The sequence below is a fragment of the Halosimplex halobium genome (genome assembly GCF_051414055.1).
Classification (GTDB): domain Archaea; phylum Halobacteriota; class Halobacteria; order Halobacteriales; family Haloarculaceae; genus Halosimplex; species Halosimplex halobium.
This window is the reverse complement of record NZ_JBLKNX010000004.1, coordinates 147,704-165,329: the sequence shown is the minus strand read 5'-3', so window position 1 is coordinate 165,329 and position 17,626 is coordinate 147,704. Positions and strand designations below refer to the sequence as shown.

Genomic DNA, 17,626 nt, shown 5'->3' with positions numbered 1-17,626 from the left:
CCCGACGCCGACCCCGAACGTGTTCTGCCAGCGACGGGACGGCGCCGGCGCCGCCGCGGTGCCCTACTCCTCCCGGCGAGGCACCTCGTGGCGGCCGAACCCGTAGCGCAGTCGGTTGGCGAGCCGCCGGGAGAACCGCCCCGGCCCCTCGCCGCCGGACGAGCGGGAGTCGAAGCGCTCGGCGAGCGCCTGATAGATCAGGGGAACCGGCACCTCCTGTTCCAGGGCCTCCTGGACGGTCCAGGTGCCCGTCGACCCGCCCTCGACGCGGTCGGCGACGGTCCCCAGATCCGACCCCTCCTCCGCGAAGGCCTCCTCGCAGAGTTCCAGCAGCCACGAGCGGATGACGGCGCCGTTGTTCCACGTGCGCGCGACCGATTCGAGGTCCAGGTCGTAGCGGCCGTTGGCCAGCAGTTCGAACCCCTCGCCGTAGGTCTGCATCAGCGCGTACTCGACGCCGTTGTGGACCATCTTCACGTAGTGGCCCGAACCGGACGGGCCCATGCGGTCGTGGCCGTCGGGTCCGGTCGCGACGGCGTCGAAGACGGGGACGAGTTCCTCGTAGGCCCACTCGGGACCGCCGACCATCAGCGAGAAACCCAGTTCCGCGCCCGCGGGGCCCCCGGAGGTCCCGCAGTCGAGGTAGGCGGCCTCCGTGGCCTCCGCCCGGCGGACCGAGTCCTCGAAGTAGGAGTTGCCGCCGTCGACGACGATGTCGTCGCCGTCGAGGTGCGGTTCCAGGTCGTCGAGCGCGGCGTCGACGGCGTCGCCGGCGGGGACCATCAGCCAGACCCGCTTGTCCGCGCCGAGCCGCTCGGCGAGGTCGACCACGGAGTCGGCGGGGGTCGCCCCCGCGTCGGCCGCCCGCGCGACGGCCTCCTCGTCGAGGTCGAACGCCACCACGTCGTGGCCCGCGTCGAGCACGCGGTCGACGACGATCTGTCCCATCCGGCCGAGTCCGACGACGCCCAGTTGCATACGCCGAGTCTCACCGGGCGCGCAAGTAGGGGTTGTGGTTTCACGGTCCGACGGGCCCGCGGCGTCGACCCAGTTGCCGGTCGAACGGCACGGCGACCGGAGCGCGACCGGCACACAGGGCACAACGCCGCTCTTGTCGAACAACACCTGTCACACAGTTACGGATGCGGCGAGGACAGATCGGACGAGCCGAACGGGTGCGCCCGACAGGGCGCGCTCGTTCGGGCTGGAGGCGAAATCGAACCGCCCGTGAGAGGGCGACGAGATGAACGCCTCGACGGAGAACCGAAGCGCCAGGACCGGTCCGGCCGCTGGATCGGCACGAAGGTCAACTACCGGACGTTTGGTGACCAACGTTCGGGAAGTCGGTCGCCGGCAGTAGTGTGAGCCCAGCCAAAGCCCTGAAGGGCGACACCGGGAAACCGTCCACGGCCAGAGCACGCCGGGAGAGCCGTCGGCGCGCGGAAACCGCCCCCCTCCGGGTACAGACCGCGGCGTCGGGCCACGTTTCTTCGCGCTCCGGAATGGCGACGAGCGGACCCGAGGGATTCGATATACCGGCATACGCTTGACAGCGTCAGACGGTCCCGGAACGACCCCGACGACGGAACACACGGGATCGACCGCGAGAGAGGTCGATAGCGACATTTCGTCCGCGCGAGCCGTCGGTGCCGAGAACGGACCGCGACCGCGCCCCAGGCAGCATGTGTTACTAACCCACAACCGACCGGAAGAACTTCACCGCGAACGCCTGTGCAGCCGGTATGACCGCTCGTCGATCCGTGCGTCTGGCGGAACTGACGTGGCCGGAGGTCGAATCGGCGCTCGCCGACGGGACCGAGACGGTGGTCGTCCCGGTCGGGTCTATCGAGCAGCACGGGCCGCACCTCCCGCTGAACATGGACACGCTGGACGGTGAAGAACTCGCCCGGCGGATCGCGGCGGACCTCGGAGACGCGCTCGCCGCGCCGGCGATCCGCCCCGGCTGTTCGGGCCATCACATGGAGTTCCCGGGGACGATCACCGTCCCGCCCGAGACGCTGATGGAGACGATCCGCTCGTACTGCCGCTCGCTGGACGAACACGGCTTCGAGCACGTGGTGCTCGTCCCCACGCACGGCGGGAACTTCGGCCCGGTCACCACCGTCGCGCCGGAGATCGGCCGCGAGATCGACGCGAGCGTGATCGCGCTCGCCGACCTCGACGAGCACATGCGGTTGCTCAACGAGGGTCTCGACGAGGCGGGGATCGACTACGACCAGGACGTGATCCACGCGGGCGCGGCCGAGACCGCGGTCGTCCTGGCCATCGACGAGGACCTGGTGCGGACCGACGAGCTCGAACCCGGACCCGAAGGCGAGTTCTCGACCGCGCGACTGCTGAGCGAGGGGTTCCGGGCGATCACCGAGAACGGCGTCCTCGGCGACCCCGGCGAAGCGACCGCCGAAGCGGGCGAGGTCATCCTGCAGCGGGTGACCGACGCGTACGTCGAGCGGATCGAAGCCGAGCGCGACGCGCTCTGAGCGGCCAGGCAGCGCGGTCCCGAGTGGCTCGGTCGCGTCCCTGGTTCGAGACATCCACATCCGATTCGATACACCGGGATGTGCTCGACAGCGTCAGACGCCGCCGCTCCGGTGAAAGAACGCGCGGGGGCGGAGGAAACACGGTGCAAGGCGGAGCGGCCAGAATCGAGGGAAGCCGCTCAGTCGTGGCGGTCGCCGTCGTCGCCGTGGAGCGGCCGCAGCGGCGTGATCTGCGGGCCGCGGTCGGTCGGCGTGACCTCGGCCTCGATCTCGAACACGTCGGCGAGCAGTTCCTCGGTGACGACCCCGTTGGGGTCGCCGCGGCTCTGGACGGCGCCGTCCTTCAGCGCGACGACCCGGTCGGCGAGGCGGGCCGCCTGCTGGAGGTCGTGGAGGACGACCACGACGGTCTTGTCGCTCTCCTCGCGCAACGTCTCGATTATCTCCATCACTTCGAGCTGGTGGTGCATGTCGAGGAACGTGGTCGGCTCGTCGAGCAGGAGCACGTCGGTCTCCTGGGCGAGCACCATGGCGATCCAGACCAGCTGTTTCTGTCCGCCGGAGAGGCTGCCCACGTCGCGACCCCGCAGGTGGTCGACGCCGGCGAGGTCGATGGCGCGGTCGATCGCGGCGCGGTCCTCGTCGGTGAGCCCGTCGAAGAACCCGCGGTGGGGGTAGCGGCCGTGTTCGACGAGCTTCTCGACGGTGATGCTGTCGGGCGCGACGTTCTCCTGGGAGAGCAGGCCCAGCCGGCGCGCGAGGTCCTTGGCGTCCATGTCGGCGACCTCGCTGCCGCCGATGCGGACGGCGCCCGCCTCGGGGGCGAGCTGGTCGGCCATCGCCTTGAGCAGGGTGCTCTTGCCGCTGCCGTTGGGGCCGACGAGGGCGGTGACCTCGCCGGGCGCGGCGACGAGCGACTCGCCGTCGACGACGGGCTCCTCGCTCGTGGGGTAGCCGACGACCACGTCCTCCGCCTCGAAGGGGGTGCCGTCAGCGTCGGCGTCGGCGCCGGTAGCGATAGCAGGCGCCGAGAGCGCCGACTGGGCGTCGGGCGTCTCGTCGCAGTCGGTGTGGTCGTCGCGGTGCGGTTCGGCCGGGGTGGTGTCGCTCTGGCTCATATTGCTCCGAGTTGGTCCTGTCTGCGCATCAGGTAGAGGAAGTACGGGCCGCCGACGAGGCCGGTGACGATGCCGACCGGGAGCTGGCCGCTCCCGCCCGTGAGGACGGGGATGGCCAGCCGCGCGCCCACGTCGGCCGCCACGAGCAGGGCGGGGCCGGCGAAGACGCAGCCGACGACGAGCCGGCGGTAGTCGCTGCCGACGACGTTGCGGACGACGTGGGGGACGATGAGGCCGACGAAGCCGACGATGCCGGCGACGGCGATGGAGGCCGCGGCGGCGAGCACGCCCACCGCCGAGAGGGCGAAACGCATCCGCTCGACGTTCATCCCCAGCGACGAGGCGGTGCGCTCGCCCAGCAGGAGGACGTTCAGCTGGCGGGCGCCGACGAGCGCGAGCCCGATGGCGACGATCGACCACGGGAGCGCGGTGCGGACCTGCTCCCAGTCGACGCCGGTCAGCGACCCGGTCGTCCAGGCGATGGCCGACTGGACCACGCCGATGCTGTCGGCGAAGAAGAACAGACCGGTCTGGAGGCTCTGGAAGACGGTACCGACGATGACGCCCGCCAGCACCAGCCGTACGGGCGAGGTGCCGCCCTTCCAGGCGATGACGTAGACGAGGACGAACGCGGCCATCCCGCCGACGGCGGCGATGATCGGGAGCGCCGCCGCCAGGACCGGGAAGACGACCAGCGTCAGGAGGATGAGCAGGCCCGCGCCCGAGGAGACTCCAAGGATGAACGGGCTCGCCAGTTCGTTGCGCGTCACGGCCTGGAAGATGGCGCCCGAGACGGCGAGGTTCGCGCCGACGAGCCCGGCGACGAACACCCGCGGCAGCCGGATCGTCCAGACGATGAGCGTCGGCGTCGCGAGTTCCGGGAGCTCGCCCTGGAAGCCCGTGACCGTCCGCATCAGGCCCTCGCCGAGCAGGAAGTTGAGGACCCAGCGGTGGTCGAGCAGGACGGCGGGGTCGACGACCGACCGCCAGGCCCGCGCGACCGACATCGAGTACGACCCGAAGCTCACCTGCACGAGCCCCGCGGCGACGGCCACCGCGAGGCTCCCCAGGCACAGCCCCAGCAGCGACCGGTCGACCCAGTCGAGGCGGGCGCCCTCGGACCCCTCCGCGCCCGACTCCGTCCCCGCTTCCGACACGGCGTTCTCTACCATTCGATCGATTTAGGTATGCCTAAACAGCGGTTTAGAGGTTGCGGTTCGCCCGTGGAGTGGCCGGCGGGGTGAGTCACCGCGCGTCTTCCCCGGGATCTGTCCCCTCGGCCCGTTCGGCCTCGATCTCGGCGGCGCGGTCGAGGACCGCGTCGTCGTCGAGGTGTTCGAGGAGCCGGCGGTGAGCCCGGTCGGTCAGGTCGGCGACCTCGTCGGCGCTCCGGCGGGTGTCGAAGGCGTCGTCGACGTACTCGGCGCGCAGGTCGGCGAGGCGCTCCTCGCTCGCGTCGTGGTCGTCGGGGATCCGCTCGTCGAACCACTCGCGCCAGCGCTCGCGGTCGGCCCACTCGCCCTCGTACTCGCTTTCGGGCCGCAACCAGTCGTAGTGGCGGGCGAGTTCGTGCGGGTACCCCCGCGCGACGCGGCGGTCCTCGAGGAGACACCGCGCGACGTGGGCACCCCGGCCCGCGGCGACGACCGCCTGCGCGTCGCGCTGGCCCGCGGGCGAGGCGACGTAGAGGCCGTCGACCGGCGTCCGGCCGTCCACATCGGGGTAGTCGGGGTCGAAGTGCTCGTGTTCCTCCCCGTCGTGTTCGTGGGTCTCGAACATCGCGTCGCCACCGAGCGGCCGGAGGTACTCCCCGTCGTAGCGCGTCGCGGCGACCACCCGACCGGCGACGACCCGGCGCCCCTCCTGGGTCGAGACGGCCAGGGGGCCGTCGGACGGGCCGCCGGCGTCCCCCTCGGGGCTGTCGTCCGCCCCGTCCGCGTCGGTCGCCCGCTCGACCGTCTCGACGAGGTCGTCGACCACCCGGCAGCCGGCCTCGCGGGCGTGCTCGCGCAGCAGCCGCTGGAAGGTGTCCACGTCGATGCCGGCCGGGAAGCCGGGGTAGTTCCCCAGGAACGCACAGCGGTCGAGCGACGCGGTCCCGCGGTCGAGGACGACGGTGTCGAGCCCGTAGCGGGCGAGGAACACGCCCGCCGCCGCGCCGGCCGGGCCGCAGCCGACGACGACGGCGTCCGCGTGGTCCGGTTCGGGGTCGACGCGGTCGCTCCCGCCGTCGTCGCTCGCGCCAGCCATCAGATCTCACCGTTGATCGCGTCGGCGACCGTCCGGCGGCCGAACAGCGGGTCGTCCGTCTCCGCGAGCGTCTCGACCCCCTCCCACTCGCCGAACTCGTCGGGGTAGAACTGCCGGGCGGCCGCCTCGGTCTGGAGCAGGTTGACGACCGGCCCCTGGTAGGAGGTGCCGCCGCGGTAGAGCCGGCCGTCCTGCACCGCGGACAGCTGACTCCCCAGGGGGTCCTTGCGCATCGCGTCGAGGCGGGCCTCGAACTCCTCGCGGGAGACGTGCGAGAGGCCGTACTGGAAGACGAGCGCGTCGGGGTCGACCTCCACCAGCTGCTCGTAGTCCCACTCCGCGTAGCTGCCCTCGATGTGGTCGTCGAACGCGCCGCGCATCCCCAGGTCGCGGTACTGCTTGTGGCCGTTGCCGTCGTGGACCGGGTAGGCGTAAAAGGAGCCGTTCTCGAAGTCGGAGTTGACCGAGAGCAGCCCCACGGTCGGCCGCTCCCCGGTCGGCGGCAGCCGCGAGTCGATCTCGGCGAGCATCCCGTCGTGGACTCCCCTGATCGCCTCGTAGCGCTCGCGTTCCCGGAAGACGGTCGCCACCTTCTCGAAGGCGTCGTACAGCGAGTAGTACTCGTAGTCGTGCCAGTCCTCGCCGCGCCGGCGGATCGAGTTGCCGACGATGGGGCCGACGTTGTCGGCGACCTCCCGGAAGTCCCCGTCGGTCCAGCTGTCGTCGAGCAGCTGGATGAAGTTCGGGTCGAACAGGTGTACGTCGGCGTCGAACTCGTAGAACGCCTCCCGGTCGATGCTCTCCTCGGCGTACAGCTGGGGCACGTCGTCGAACGAGATGTCGACGTCCGGGAGCGCGTCGTAGAGCTCCAGCGGCCAGTTGTCGGTGAAGATCAGCGCCTCCAGCCCGTCGAGCCGGCCCAGCGCGACGGCCATGTCGCCGTAGGTGCTGAAGTACGCCATCCACGACTCGGGGACGGACTCGAAGGTCACCTCCCCCATCGGCGCCATCTCGACGCTGTACGGTGTCGCGGGCGTCGGCGTCCCCGTCGCCGTCGCGGTGGGCGTCTCCGCCGGCGTGTCGGTCGACGCGTCCGTCGGCGTCGCGTCACCGGTACCGTCGCCGGTCGTCCCGTCGCTGGCACAGCCCGCGACCAGGCTGGCGCCGGCGAGCGCGCCGCCCGCGCGGAGCCACTGCCGGCGGGTCAGTCGGTCGTCGCTCATCTACAGGTCACCCCCGACGATCTCGGCGACGCGCTCGCGGTCGAACAGTTCCGCGTCGGCGCCGTAGAGCTGGCCCGCCGTCCGCTCGGTCAGCACCATGCTGGTGATCGGCCCCTGGTAGAGGCCGCCCGCGCGGTACACGTCCCCGTTCTCGACGGCCGTGAGCGCGCTCGCGGTCTGGTGGTCTTCGAGAAACGAGACGACCGTGTTCTCGAACTCCGAGGCGGACATGGCCTCGTAACCGCGGAGCATCATAACCTCGGGGTCGACCTTCAGCAGCGTCTCCAGGTCGATCGCCGCCCGCGAGCCGTGGAAGTCCTTGATGTCCGTGCTGGCGAGCGCGTCGCGCACGCGGAGGTCGCGGAGATGCTTGAAGCCGGTCCCCTCGCCGATGATGTAGGGGTAGTACTGCTCGGGTTCGTTGCCGACGCCCCAGAGGACGGCCACTTCGGGACGGCTGCCCTGGTTGGGCACGACCGGCGCGAGGTTCGACTGGAACTCGTCGTGGACCGCCTCGAAGGCCTCGTAGCGGTCCGTGCGCTTGAACACCTTCGCGAGCTTCTCGAAGGCCTCGAAGAGGGTGTAGTAGCGGTAGTCGGAGTGCCAGGGATAGTGCTGGGCGTAGATGCAGTTGCCGAACAGCGGCGCGACCTCCTCGGCGATCTCGTCCACGTCGGACTGCTCCCACCCCTTGAAGCGGTTCATCAGGAAGTTCGGGTCCATGACGTGCACGTCGGCGTCGAGCTCGTAGAACAGCTCCGTGCCGACGCCGCCGTCCTGGTAGAGCGACACCATGTCGCTCTTGTCGACGCTGACGCCCGGGATGGAGTCGTAGTAGTCGGTGTGGTAGCGGTTTTTCAGCCAGACCGCCTCGGGCGGTTCGAGCCCCAGGGCGACCCCCATGTCGGCCCACGAGCCGTTGTTGGCGACCCACGTCTCGGGGACGGCGTCGAACTGGACGCTCCCCACGGGCTCGATCGAGACCGAGTACGGGGTTTCGACGGTCGATCGCGTCCCGGTCGTCGTCCCGGCGGCGTCGGCCGGTGTCGGCGTATCGGTGGGCGTGGCAGTGGGTTCGTCGGTCGCGCCGGCGTCGTCGCCGGGGGTCTCGGTCGATCCGCCGTCGCTGGCACAGCCCGCGAGACCGCCACCGCCGAGGACGGCGGCCGCCGCGGCCAGGTACGTTCTGCGCGTCGCATCGGAATCGGGATCGGAATCGGCCATACGATTTAGGCCAACCTAATCCGATAAAGCCGTTTCGGACTTTAGGTGGACCTAAAGCCAAATGACAGGATCGGCGTCTCGAACGGGAACAGCAGGCTCCGACGGGTGCTCCGCGAGTTGCCGCGGGCAGATCGGGGACGCCACCGGACAGGTCGGGCGCGCCACCGTTTAGTCCGCGGCGACCGACCGCGGGGTATGGACGAACGCGTACGCGAGCACGCGGAGACGCTGGTCGACTGGAGCGCACGGATCGAGTCGGGCGACGATGTGGTCGTGTCCGTCGACGAGGGCACACACGACCTGGCAGTGGCGGTTGCGGAGGCACTCGGAGGGCGCGGCGCGAACGTGGTGACCGTCTACAGCTCCGAGGAGGTCCGGCGAGCCTACCTCCGCGCCCACGACGGCGAGTTCGACGAGGACCCGGAGTACGAGCAGGCGCTGTACGAGAACGCCGACAGCGTGCTCTCGCTGGGCGGCGGCCGCAACACGGCGGCGACGGCCGACGTGCCCGGCGGGCGCACCCAGCGCTACGACCGCGCCCGCCAGGGGATCGGGGAGGCCCGACTCGACACGGACTGGGTCTCGACGGTCCACCCGACCCGCTCGCTCGCCCAGCAGGCCGGCATGGCCTACGAGGAGTACCGCGAGTTCGTCTACGACGCTACCCTGCGCGACTGGGAGGCGCTCGCCGGGGAGATGGCCCAGTTGAAGGACATCCTCGACGACGGCGAGGAGGTCCGGATCGTCAACGAGGGGACCGACCTCACCCTCTTCATCGACGGCCGGACTGCGGTCAACTCCGCGGCCAGCGTCGCCTACGACTCGCACAACCTCCCCTCCGGCGAGGTGTTCACCGCGCCCTACGACACCGCCGGCGTCGTCACCTTCGACGTGCCGATGACGATCCGCGGCCGCGACGTGCGCGACGTGAAGCTGACGTTCAAGGACGGCGTCGTCGTCGACTGGGAGGCCGCACAGGGCGAGGACGTGATCGACGAGGTCATCGGGACCGACGGGGGCTCGCGGCAGTTGGGCGAACTCGGGGTCGGGATGAACCGCGGAATCGACCGCCCGACCGGTCGCATCCTCTTCGACGAGAAGATGGCCGGGACCGTCCACCTCGCCTTGGGCCGCGCCTACGACGCCAACTTGCCGGAGGGCGAGTCCGGTAACGACTCGGCCGTCCACGTCGACCTCATCACCGACATGACCGGCGACTCGCGGCTGGAGGTCGACGGCGAGGTGATCCAGCGCGATGGCATTTTCAGGTGGGAAGACGGGTTCTAGCCGACGCAGGAGTGACCGGACAGCAAACAAACCAAGAGACGGACGGAATCGCTTTTCCAAAGGCCAGAGACGGCCATCAGTTCGCCGCGCTAAGGGCGTTAGAAATCGTCCCGTTGGTAGAACTGTCGACATCGACAGATGACATACTGACGTGGCCGACCCAGAGCGACTGCTCTGGATCGTAGGTCTCCGGCACCACATCTAGTATGGTTTCAGTCGGCGCCGAAGGCTTTTCAACCCAAAAGTGAATAGATTATTTTAAATACATTTACGATTTTACTTTTTCTATTGAGGGACTTTTTTATAGTGTTAATTTATACATCCATTTGATGTGTCCTAATCATACCACATCGAGACGGAAAGTACTCGGCTACATAGGAGCAGGAGCAGTTGGACTCACTGGAGCACAAACTGTTTCCGGGAAAAACGAACGGGGGAAGCGCATCGTGGCTGTTCGAGGTGGAAAGTCGAACGACGCACTCGTCACGGAGTCAGTGCCTGGGCGGTGGTACGGACACGAGACAGCGTTAGAACGGGTCTACGAGAACGCGCTTGCACCACACGTCGATGGGGAGTATGTCCTCGGAGGAGGATTGATTCAGTCTGATCGCACAGTCGATGGATTCTCCTGTATGAAAGCGGCCTTCGAGATAGACGAAAACGCTCCCCAGTCCGTTCGTGACGACTTACCGGAGAAGCTCAGCGATACCAACGTGTCCGTCCCCGCGGCCGTCCTGAACGAAGACATTGGTCAGTACGAACGGAATCATGAGATCGGTCCCGGCGGCTGCTACGCCGACTACACCGATTCACCCTTCCCCGGAGGACTCATGGTGTATGGGGGTAACAATCCACGAGGGACGGCAGGGTTTCGAATGTGGCATACGGACAAGAACAAGGAGTTCCTTTACACTGCGAACCACGTTCTAGCACCCAACGTAGATTGCAGCAAGAGCGGTGAAGGAATTGAGGTAACAGATACCGATGGTGATAAGATCGGCGTTGGTTCCAGCATCTATCACAAAGGCCACGACTGGATTCTAGTTGATCCGAGCACCGACTTGGACGACCAGATCGTCACTCGCGAATATACGTCATTTGATTCTTCGAAGGACGATCCTCAGCGTACAGTCAATGGATACGTGAGCGATGACGGACTGAAGACGATCCAAAGCAACTCGAAGTTAGTTGAGCAATTTGGGATTACGTCAGGTCGGACAACGGGGACAGTCACGGAACGGGGGAAATACATCAGTGAAAACTGTCTGAAAACGAATTGGACCGGCATCAAAACGAGCACCACTTTCGCCGAGGGGGACTCCGGCGGTCCTTGCTGGATCGATTGGGATGGCAATCTTTCGGTTATTGCAGTAAATAACTGGCTCCCATACGAGTCAAAAACGACGAACTGTGGAGGGGATACGGTACGGAAGGGCAGTTATATGCTTACTTACCCAGTTTGGCGGGTAGTGAATAACAATCCCGTGACAGTCGGAGACGGCGAAAAGAATCCATAATCAAGACTGAAGGTGTAACCTATCGGGGTTCAGCCGAGCGGCGCAAAATTTGGATCGGTGAAAGGCCTCTGACGACATAGTCCATACATTCGGCACTACCGGAGATGGTTTTACCTTCAATAAAGATGACGTATCCATGTCTTGGATGAGCAAGGATGTCCTGATCGGGCCGAACAGCAAGAGATCAGCGATAGTCATCCTGTTTGGGATTCCGCTCGGAATCGCGGCGTACGCGTCGCTCGGTGTGCTGTCGCCGCTGATCGCGTTCCCCGGCGCCGACTACCAGTTCCACGTCCTGTTCGCGGCCGTGATCGGTTTAGTCGCCGCAACGGCGACAGTACTGAACGGTGGGGTCGTCCCGGGATTCGCCGTCGGGGCGGCGCCGTTCTTCGCGTATCGGCTCTGGTGGTACCAGGTCTACGGGTGTTCTCCGTGCCCCGATACGCTCGCGGGCGTTTTCCCCGTCGCGCTCGAACAGACGCTCACGTTCTCGCTCCTGCCGGGAGTGGTCGGCGTCGCTGCCGGACTGTGGCTGCGACGTAGGCGGTCGGACTGACCGGGTCCGCGGAGAGTCGTTCCCGGCACCACGTCGCCCGCGCTTCCGCGGGCGCAAGGACTAACGGAGCGCCCGCGAGAGAGGTAGTCGTGACTACCCACGACATCGCCTTCGTCGGGACGGGCGACCTGGCGGACCTGAAGAACCCGAACCCCGAGGGGTTCGCGATGAACTACTACCACGCCGAGGGCTACGAGCGCCTCGACGGGTGCGAACTGGTCGCCTGCGCGGACCTGGAGCGCGAGCGCGCCGCGGCGTTCGCAGACCGCTTCGACATCGACGACGGCGGCGTCTTCGAGGACTACGAGGCCATGCTCGCCGAGGCCGAACCCGACATCGTCTCGGTGTCGGTGTGGCCCGACATTCACGCCGAGGTCGTGCTCGACTGCGCGCGGAGCGACAGCGTCGACGCCGTCCACTGCGAGAAGCCGATGGACCTGACGTGGGAGAACTCCCGGCGGATGGCCGAGGGCTGTCGCGAGGCGGGCGTCCAGCTCACCTTCAACCATATGCGCCGGTTCAAGCCGACCTGGGTCGAAGCGCGCGAGCGGATCGACGACGGCGCCGTCGGCGAACTCGAACGGATCGAACTCGCCCCGGGGAACATCTACGACGGCGGCACCCACATGATCGACTTCGCGACGGGCGTCGCGGGCGACGTGCCCGCCGAGTGGGCGATCGGGGGGATCGACTACCGGGAGGAGAACAAGTGGTTCGGCGCCCACAACGAGAACCAGGCCCACGCCCACTGGCGCTACGAGAGCGGCGTCGACGCCGTCGTCTCGACCGGGGGCGACCGCTCGTTCGTCCCCGCGGACATGCGCTTCGTCGGGACCGACGGCGTCCTCGAAGTCGGGCCCGAGGAGTCCGACGCGGACCTGCGCTGGCGGGCCGGCAGCGGCGAGTGGACCGGCGAGACCGTCGAGGAGGGCGCCTGGACCGACCCCATCAACGACGCCGTCGCCCACGTCGTCGACTGTCTGGAATCGGGCGACCAGCCCGTGATCGGCGCCGAGAACGCCCTCAACAGCACCGAGATCATCTTCGGGATCTGGGAGTCCGCGCGCCGGCGCGGCCGGGTCGAGTTCCCCCTGGAGATCGACGACAACCCGCTGGAGGCGATGGTCGAGTCCGGCGACCTGAACCCGCAGTAGCCGGGGGTCTCCGCTCGTCCTCTCGCACTTCGCGGGTTTCGTACAGGCGAGCCGCTGCGGTGCGGTCGGCGCGCGCTGGAGCGCGCGTTCATGCGCGCGACCGTAGCCGCGCGAGGGATTCGCGACTCGCGGGTCGCGAATCGGCTGGGGAGGTTCGTGGCTGTCTGCGGTGCTGTGCGGATGGATGCGGTCGCGGTGCGGTGCGGAGAGCGCGGATATCCCGCCTCAGCGACCGCGAGCGCGCCTCGCCCTTTCAGCGCCTGCCGTCGACTGCGGCCACTCTCGCCTGACTTCCGTCCACGACCCACTCGACAGAGACCACGACGCAACTCGCACGCGAACACCGCCGATCCGTCCCGGGCGCACGTTTTTACGGTCCCGGACCCATCGAACGCGACATGGGATACCACCACGTGGCAGTAGCGGACCTCGATCCCACGCCGGACCGGCCGAGCGTCCAGCGGTCGGTCTCCGACGCGGCGGGGCTGGAGAACGTGGCGGTCAACCGCTACGAGGTCGAACCCGGCGAGGCGGTCCCGCTGGCCTACCACTACCACGACGAACAGGAGGAGGTCTTCTACGTGCTCTCGGGGACGCTCTCCGTCGAGACGCCCGACGAGACCTACGAGGTCGCGCCCGACGAGGCGTTCGTCGTCGAGCCCGCCAGCCCTCAGCGGGCGCACGTCCCCGAGTCGGCCGACGAGCGGGCGGTCGCGCTGGTCGTGGGCGCGCCGGCCGTCGACGACGTACACGCCTACGACGACGAGAGCGGGGGCGGGCGAGGCGAGAACGGAAACGCGGGAGCCGAGAGTGAGGACGGGAGAGGCGACCAATGAGCGACCGGGAGCGAGCCGGCGCGGACGCCGACGGCGAAGAGCCAGAGCCGACCGGGCCGACGGAGGCCGAGGAAGCGGACGAGGCGGCGGCCGCGGACGAGGCGGCGGCCGCGGACGAGGCGGCGGCCGCGGACGAGGCGGCGGCCGCGGACCTGGACGAGGAGACCGCGACCGGCGAGGCGAGGCCCGAGGACGTGCCGGTCTGGGACGACGAGTACGTCGAGCGGGTGAGCGGCCGGCTGATGCACAACTTCGACCTGGAGCGAGACCGGACGGTCGCCGGCGAGTCGTTCACGCTGTACGGGCGGATGGCGATCGAGAGCCGCAAACAGCTGTTCCACGCGGCGCTGAACTACGCGAACCACGACTCGACGGAGCACCTGTTCGTCGCCCGCCGGGACGGCGTCGGCGTCGCGGATCTGGAAGCGCTCGTCGAGTGGGCACACGACCTGGCCGACGAGTGGATCGACGCCGACGAGGAACACTTCAGCACGGACTTCACGCTGGCGCTGGTCGTCCCGCGGATTCCGGCGGCCGTCCGGGAGTTCGTCTCGGGGTTCAAGGACCGGACGCTCATCCGGTACGGCTACTACGGCCACTACGAGGTGAACCTGGTCGTGGTGGCGCCCGAGGCCGAAGAAATCGTGACGAGCCGGGCGACGGACCTGGACCGGGCGTTCGACCTGTGGTCCGACCCCGAGGCGGAGGAGTCGTCGGGACTCCTCGGTCGGTTCCTCTAGTCGTCGCCGGGTTCGACGCCGCCGCCTCCGCCGCCGGAGCCGACGATGGCCTCGCGGTCGAGGCCGCCGCGGGCCTCCTTGATGTCGCTGTAGGCGCGGCGGGTGATCCCGAAGATCAGCCCGACCAGCACCAGCGCGATGAGGCTCTGGAAGCCCAGCGAGACGGCGGCGATCGTGGTCTCGTACTCGCCGGCGAGGATGGTGGTCGGGTTCCGGTAGAGCCCGATCCACAGCAGCGCGACGACGGTCACCGCGAGCATGAAGACCAGCGGCGCGCCGGTGCTGACCAGCTGCTTGGAGTCGTCCCAGTTGGCGAGCCAGACGGTCGCGACCAAAAGCGCCAGCGCCGCGAGCGCCTGGTTGGCGCCGCCGAACAGCGGCCAGATGTTCTCCCAGGTCCCCGACGCGACGAGCAGGTAGCCGGCCAGCGACAGGACCCCGGCGTTGACGTAGCGGTTCGTGACCGTCTCCTCGACGCTCGTCTCGGGCGCGCCGACGATCTCCTCGAGCATGTACCGGCCGAGGCGCATCGCCGTGTCGGTGCTGGTCAGCAGGAAGCTGACGAACACCAGGCCGATGAACGTCGCGGCCGCGGCGGTCCCGAGCCCGAAGACGGTCAGCAGGGCGCCGCCGCCCGAGGGGAAGGTGACCAGCGCCGACCCGAGGCCGGCCGTCGACCCGGCGACGATGACGACCGCCAGGACGGCGGTGACGCCGAGCAGCCCCTCGCCGAGCATGCCACCGTAGCCGATGAGGCGAGCGTCACTCTCCTTGTCGAGCTGCTTGGCGGTCGTGCCCGAGGAGACCAGCGAGTGGAACCCGCTGATCGTCCCGCAGGCGATGGTGACGAACAGGAACGGGAACAGCGGCCCGAGGCTGGAGACGAAGCCGGTCCAGCCGGGGACCTGCGTCGTCAGCGACTCGATGGTCGCCGTCTGGACCGGCTCCGCCAGCCCGGGGACGAACACGTCGACCTCGACCGGGCTGAAGCCGATGATCGTCCCGACGATGGCGCCGAGGATCATCCCGCCGACGCCCGTGTACAGCAGGCTCGACGTGAGGAAGTCACGCGGCTGGAGCAACACCCACACGGGCAGGACGCTCGCGGCGAACGCGTAGAGGACCGTCACGAGCACCCAGGCGGCCATGTTCGGGTCGAACGCGCCCGCCAGCGGCAGCCACTCGCCGCCCGAGCCGAGGAGGACGATGGTCCCCTCGGGGAGCTCCGGGCGCGCGAAGATGGCCAGCGGGTACTGGAGCCCGACCCAGACACCGCCGAACACCATGGCGACGAACGCCACGGCGCCCGGCAGGAAGGGGAGGTTTAGCTGGTAGAGGTACACCCCGAACAGCACCGCCAGCGCGATGTAGATCACCGACGCCGTCGCCGCCGCCGGGAACGCGTCCAGCACGAGCCCGATCAGGTACGCGAACGCGGCGATCACGAGGATGATCGTCAGGTACGCGAACCACAGCAGCATGTTTTTGCCCCGCTCGCCGACGTACTGCCCGATGATGTACCCGATCGACTTGCCGTCGTGGCGGACGCTCGACGACAGCGACATGAAGTCGTGGACCGCGCCGAACAGCGGGTTGCCCACGGCGATCCAGATGATCGCCGGGATCCAGCCGAACGCCGCCGCGGCCGTGATCGGCCCCGCGATGGGCGCCCCACCCGCGATACTCGAGTAGTGGTGTCCGAGCAAGACGGGCTTTTTCGACGGGACGTACTCCTGTCCGTCGTCGTACTTGTGTGCCGGTGTCTCCCGTTCGTCGTCCAGCTCGACGAACCGAGCCAGGTACCTGGAGTATCCGAGATACCCCACCGAGAACGTTACCAGTGCCGCGATCGCGAGCCACATCACCTGTACCATGTGTTGCCACCTCACACCCTACATCACGAAAGAACACCATAAAACTTGAAGATTATGATATGACATACCTGACACTTACTGGCCGTAAAGCGACGGTACGAACGACCGTGTAGGGTCAGCGGGCGGTGCGGCGGTCCCCGTCGCGGACGATCGATGTTGCCTGCGTTATGGATCCGGACGTGGGGTCCCGCGGTACGGATCCGGACGCGGGAGCGACGGTCGCCCGGGAGGCCACCGGCGGTCGAACGGGCCGACTTCCGGGGACGATTCGCGGCGACGACGCCCGGGGGCGACCCCCGACTACGCTTCGGCGGGCGGGGGGTCCACGTCGACGGCGAGTTCGTCGGCCACGGCCGCGAGCAGGTCGCCTTTCACCTCGCGGACGCGGGACTCGATCTCGGCGACGACCGGTTCGTCGAACTCGCTCCGGATCTCCGCGATCCGCTCGCGCTCGGTCTCGACGCGGTCGCGCAGCCACGTCGCCCCCCGTCCCTGCTCGTCGTCGTCGGGCGCGGGCGTCACCCTGTTGACGACGAACCCCTCGACCGCCAGGTCCTGCTCGGCCATCTCGGCGACCGCCCGCTCGGTCTCGCGGATGGACAGCTCGTCGGGGTTGAGTACGAGGAAGAAGGCCGCGTCCTCGCGCAGCGTCCGGCCGGCGAACTCGAACTTCTCCTTGCGGCCCTGCAGGTGGGCGATCAGCGGGTCCTCGTCGAGTTTCCGGCGGGCCTCCCGGTCGCCGACGGCCGCCTTCTCGAAGAGGTCGACCGACTTCGCCCGCTTGGCGACGAGCCGCTCGATCCACTCCCCGAGGAAGTCGGGCAGCGCGAGCAACCGGAGCGTCCCCCCGGTCGGCGACGTGTCGAAGACGACCCGGTCGTAGTCGTCGGCCTCGCGCATCACCTCGATGAACCGGTCGAACAGCGCGGCCTCGTAGGCGCCGGGCGTCCGGTGAGCGAGTTCGATCTGGCGGTCGATCTCGTTGACGATGGCCGCGCTGACCTGCTCGTTCATGCGCCGGCGGATCTCGCCCATGTGGCGCTCGACCTCCTCATCGGGGTCGAGCTCCATCGCCCACAGCCCCTCGTGGCCGTCGACGGGGGTCGGGTCGTCGTCGAAGTCCTGGTCGAACACGTCCGAGGTGCTGTGGGCCGGGTCCGTCGAGACGACGAGCGTCTCCAGTCCCGCCTCGGCACACTTCAGCGCGTAGGCGCTTGAGACGGTGGTCTTGCCGACGCCGCCCTTCCCGCCGAAGAAGACGAACTTCTCCACGGTCAGACCGCCCCCGTCGCGCGCCCGGGCCGCGGGGTGGCGCCTGCCACTGGCGAAACTCGTGAGCCCGTCGT

Annotated in this window: 15 protein-coding genes; 7 read left to right on the top strand and 8 right to left on the bottom strand. The window is 68.4% G+C overall.

Annotated elements, in window-relative coordinates:
* Positions 1–63: 63 nt before the first annotated feature.
* A complete protein-coding gene (gene gnd, locus ACMGFG_RS05565) occupies positions 64–978 on the bottom strand; it encodes a phosphogluconate dehydrogenase (NAD(+)-dependent, decarboxylating) (protein ID WP_436929363.1) in 915 nt (304 codons plus the stop codon).
* A 764-nt stretch (positions 979–1,742) separates the two neighbouring features.
* On the opposite strand from gnd, the gene ACMGFG_RS05560 reads away from it, so the two are divergent.
* Positions 1,743–2,501 carry a creatininase family protein gene (locus ACMGFG_RS05560; RefSeq protein WP_436929362.1) on the top strand — a complete coding sequence of 253 codons (759 nt, stop codon included), beginning with the start codon at positions 1,743–1,745 and terminating at the stop codon, positions 2,499–2,501.
* Positions 2,502–2,680: 179 nt separating this feature from the next.
* Here the strand turns inward: ACMGFG_RS05560 and ACMGFG_RS05555 are convergent, their stop codons facing one another.
* The 5 genes from ACMGFG_RS05555 to ACMGFG_RS05535 form a co-directional block, all read right to left on the bottom strand.
* Positions 2,681–3,619, bottom strand: coding sequence for an ABC transporter ATP-binding protein (locus ACMGFG_RS05555; RefSeq protein WP_436929361.1), 939 nt, complete (start codon positions 3,617–3,619; stop codon positions 2,681–2,683).
* Positions 3,616–4,791, bottom strand: coding sequence for a FecCD family ABC transporter permease (locus tag ACMGFG_RS05550; RefSeq protein ID WP_436929360.1), 1,176 nt, complete (start codon positions 4,789–4,791; stop codon positions 3,616–3,618). Before ACMGFG_RS05550 ends, ACMGFG_RS05555 begins: the two co-directional genes overlap by 4 nt.
* Positions 4,792–4,864: 73 nt before the next feature.
* Positions 4,865–5,869 (bottom strand): FAD-dependent monooxygenase, encoded by a 1,005-nt coding sequence (locus ACMGFG_RS05545; RefSeq protein ID WP_436929359.1) that lies wholly within the window; start codon positions 5,867–5,869, stop codon positions 4,865–4,867.
* The gene (locus ACMGFG_RS05540; RefSeq protein WP_436929358.1) at positions 5,869–7,092 is read right to left on the bottom strand and encodes an ABC transporter substrate-binding protein; all 1,224 of its coding nucleotides are present in this window, start codon (positions 7,090–7,092) and stop codon (positions 5,869–5,871) included. The genes ACMGFG_RS05545 and ACMGFG_RS05540 overlap by 1 nt, the downstream gene beginning before the upstream one ends.
* Positions 7,093–8,316 (bottom strand): ABC transporter substrate-binding protein, encoded by a 1,224-nt coding sequence (locus ACMGFG_RS05535; RefSeq protein ID WP_436929357.1) that lies wholly within the window; start codon positions 8,314–8,316, stop codon positions 7,093–7,095.
* A gap of 195 nt (positions 8,317–8,511) precedes the next feature.
* On the opposite strand from ACMGFG_RS05535, the gene ACMGFG_RS05530 reads away from it, so the two are divergent.
* From ACMGFG_RS05530 to ACMGFG_RS05505, 6 genes are all read left to right on the top strand, one after another.
* The gene (locus ACMGFG_RS05530; protein WP_436929356.1) at positions 8,512–9,603 is read left to right on the top strand and encodes an aminopeptidase; all 1,092 of its coding nucleotides are present in this window, start codon (positions 8,512–8,514) and stop codon (positions 9,601–9,603) included.
* A 329-nt stretch (positions 9,604–9,932) separates the two neighbouring features.
* Positions 9,933–11,120 carry a chymotrypsin family serine protease gene (locus ACMGFG_RS05525; RefSeq protein ID WP_436929355.1) on the top strand — a complete coding sequence of 396 codons (1,188 nt, stop codon included), beginning with the start codon at positions 9,933–9,935 and terminating at the stop codon, positions 11,118–11,120.
* A 145-nt stretch (positions 11,121–11,265) separates the two neighbouring features.
* Complete coding sequence (locus ACMGFG_RS05520) at positions 11,266–11,676, top strand: hypothetical protein (protein WP_436929354.1); 411 nt, start codon at positions 11,266–11,268, stop codon at positions 11,674–11,676.
* 89 nt (positions 11,677–11,765) lie between these two features.
* The gene (locus ACMGFG_RS05515; RefSeq protein ID WP_436929353.1) at positions 11,766–12,830 is read left to right on the top strand and encodes a Gfo/Idh/MocA family protein; all 1,065 of its coding nucleotides are present in this window, start codon (positions 11,766–11,768) and stop codon (positions 12,828–12,830) included.
* 398 nt (positions 12,831–13,228) lie between these two features.
* A complete protein-coding gene (locus tag ACMGFG_RS05510) occupies positions 13,229–13,666 on the top strand; it encodes a cupin domain-containing protein (protein ID WP_436929352.1) in 438 nt (145 codons plus the stop codon).
* Positions 13,663–14,406, top strand: a complete 744-nt coding sequence (locus ACMGFG_RS05505; RefSeq protein ID WP_436929351.1) for a DUF8052 family protein — start codon at positions 13,663–13,665, stop codon at positions 14,404–14,406. The genes ACMGFG_RS05510 and ACMGFG_RS05505 overlap by 4 nt, the downstream gene beginning before the upstream one ends.
* Here ACMGFG_RS05505 and ACMGFG_RS05500 read toward each other — a convergent pair.
* Together ACMGFG_RS05500 and ACMGFG_RS05495 are read right to left on the bottom strand one after the other, a co-directional pair.
* Positions 14,403–16,280, bottom strand: a complete 1,878-nt coding sequence (locus tag ACMGFG_RS05500; protein ID WP_436929350.1) for a carbon starvation CstA family protein — start codon at positions 16,278–16,280, stop codon at positions 14,403–14,405. The genes ACMGFG_RS05505 and ACMGFG_RS05500 overlap by 4 nt on opposite strands.
* Before the next feature lie 300 nt (positions 16,281–16,580).
* Positions 16,581–17,552: an ArsA family ATPase gene (locus ACMGFG_RS05495; protein WP_436929349.1), complete on the bottom strand. Its 972-nt coding sequence runs from the start codon at positions 17,550–17,552 to the stop codon at positions 16,581–16,583.
* Positions 17,553–17,626 lie beyond the last annotated feature (74 nt).

Excerpts from the sequence above, each read along its gene's own strand:
- gnd (WP_436929363.1), bottom strand. The coding sequence starts at position 978 with ATGCAACTGGGCGTCGTCGGACTCGGCCGGATGGGACAGATCGTCGTC.
- ACMGFG_RS05560 (WP_436929362.1), top strand. The coding sequence starts at position 1,743 with ATGACCGCTCGTCGATCCGTGCGTCTGGCGGAACTGACGTGGCCGGAG.
- ACMGFG_RS05555 (WP_436929361.1), bottom strand. The coding sequence starts at position 3,619 with ATGAGCCAGAGCGACACCACCCCGGCCGAACCGCACCGCGACGACCAC.
- ACMGFG_RS05550 (WP_436929360.1), bottom strand. The coding sequence starts at position 4,791 with ATGGTAGAGAACGCCGTGTCGGAAGCGGGGACGGAGTCGGGCGCGGAG.
- ACMGFG_RS05545 (WP_436929359.1), bottom strand. The coding sequence starts at position 5,869 with ATGGCTGGCGCGAGCGACGACGGCGGGAGCGACCGCGTCGACCCCGAA.
- ACMGFG_RS05540 (WP_436929358.1), bottom strand. The coding sequence starts at position 7,092 with ATGAGCGACGACCGACTGACCCGCCGGCAGTGGCTCCGCGCGGGCGGC.
- ACMGFG_RS05535 (WP_436929357.1), bottom strand. The coding sequence starts at position 8,316 with ATGGCCGATTCCGATCCCGATTCCGATGCGACGCGCAGAACGTACCTG.
- ACMGFG_RS05530 (WP_436929356.1), top strand. The coding sequence starts at position 8,512 with ATGGACGAACGCGTACGCGAGCACGCGGAGACGCTGGTCGACTGGAGC.
- ACMGFG_RS05525 (WP_436929355.1), top strand. The coding sequence starts at position 9,933 with ATGTGTCCTAATCATACCACATCGAGACGGAAAGTACTCGGCTACATA.
- ACMGFG_RS05520 (WP_436929354.1), top strand. The coding sequence starts at position 11,266 with ATGAGCAAGGATGTCCTGATCGGGCCGAACAGCAAGAGATCAGCGATA.
- ACMGFG_RS05510 (WP_436929352.1), top strand. The coding sequence starts at position 13,229 with ATGGGATACCACCACGTGGCAGTAGCGGACCTCGATCCCACGCCGGAC.
- ACMGFG_RS05505 (WP_436929351.1), top strand. The coding sequence starts at position 13,663 with ATGAGCGACCGGGAGCGAGCCGGCGCGGACGCCGACGGCGAAGAGCCA.
- ACMGFG_RS05500 (WP_436929350.1), bottom strand. The coding sequence starts at position 16,280 with ATGGTACAGGTGATGTGGCTCGCGATCGCGGCACTGGTAACGTTCTCG.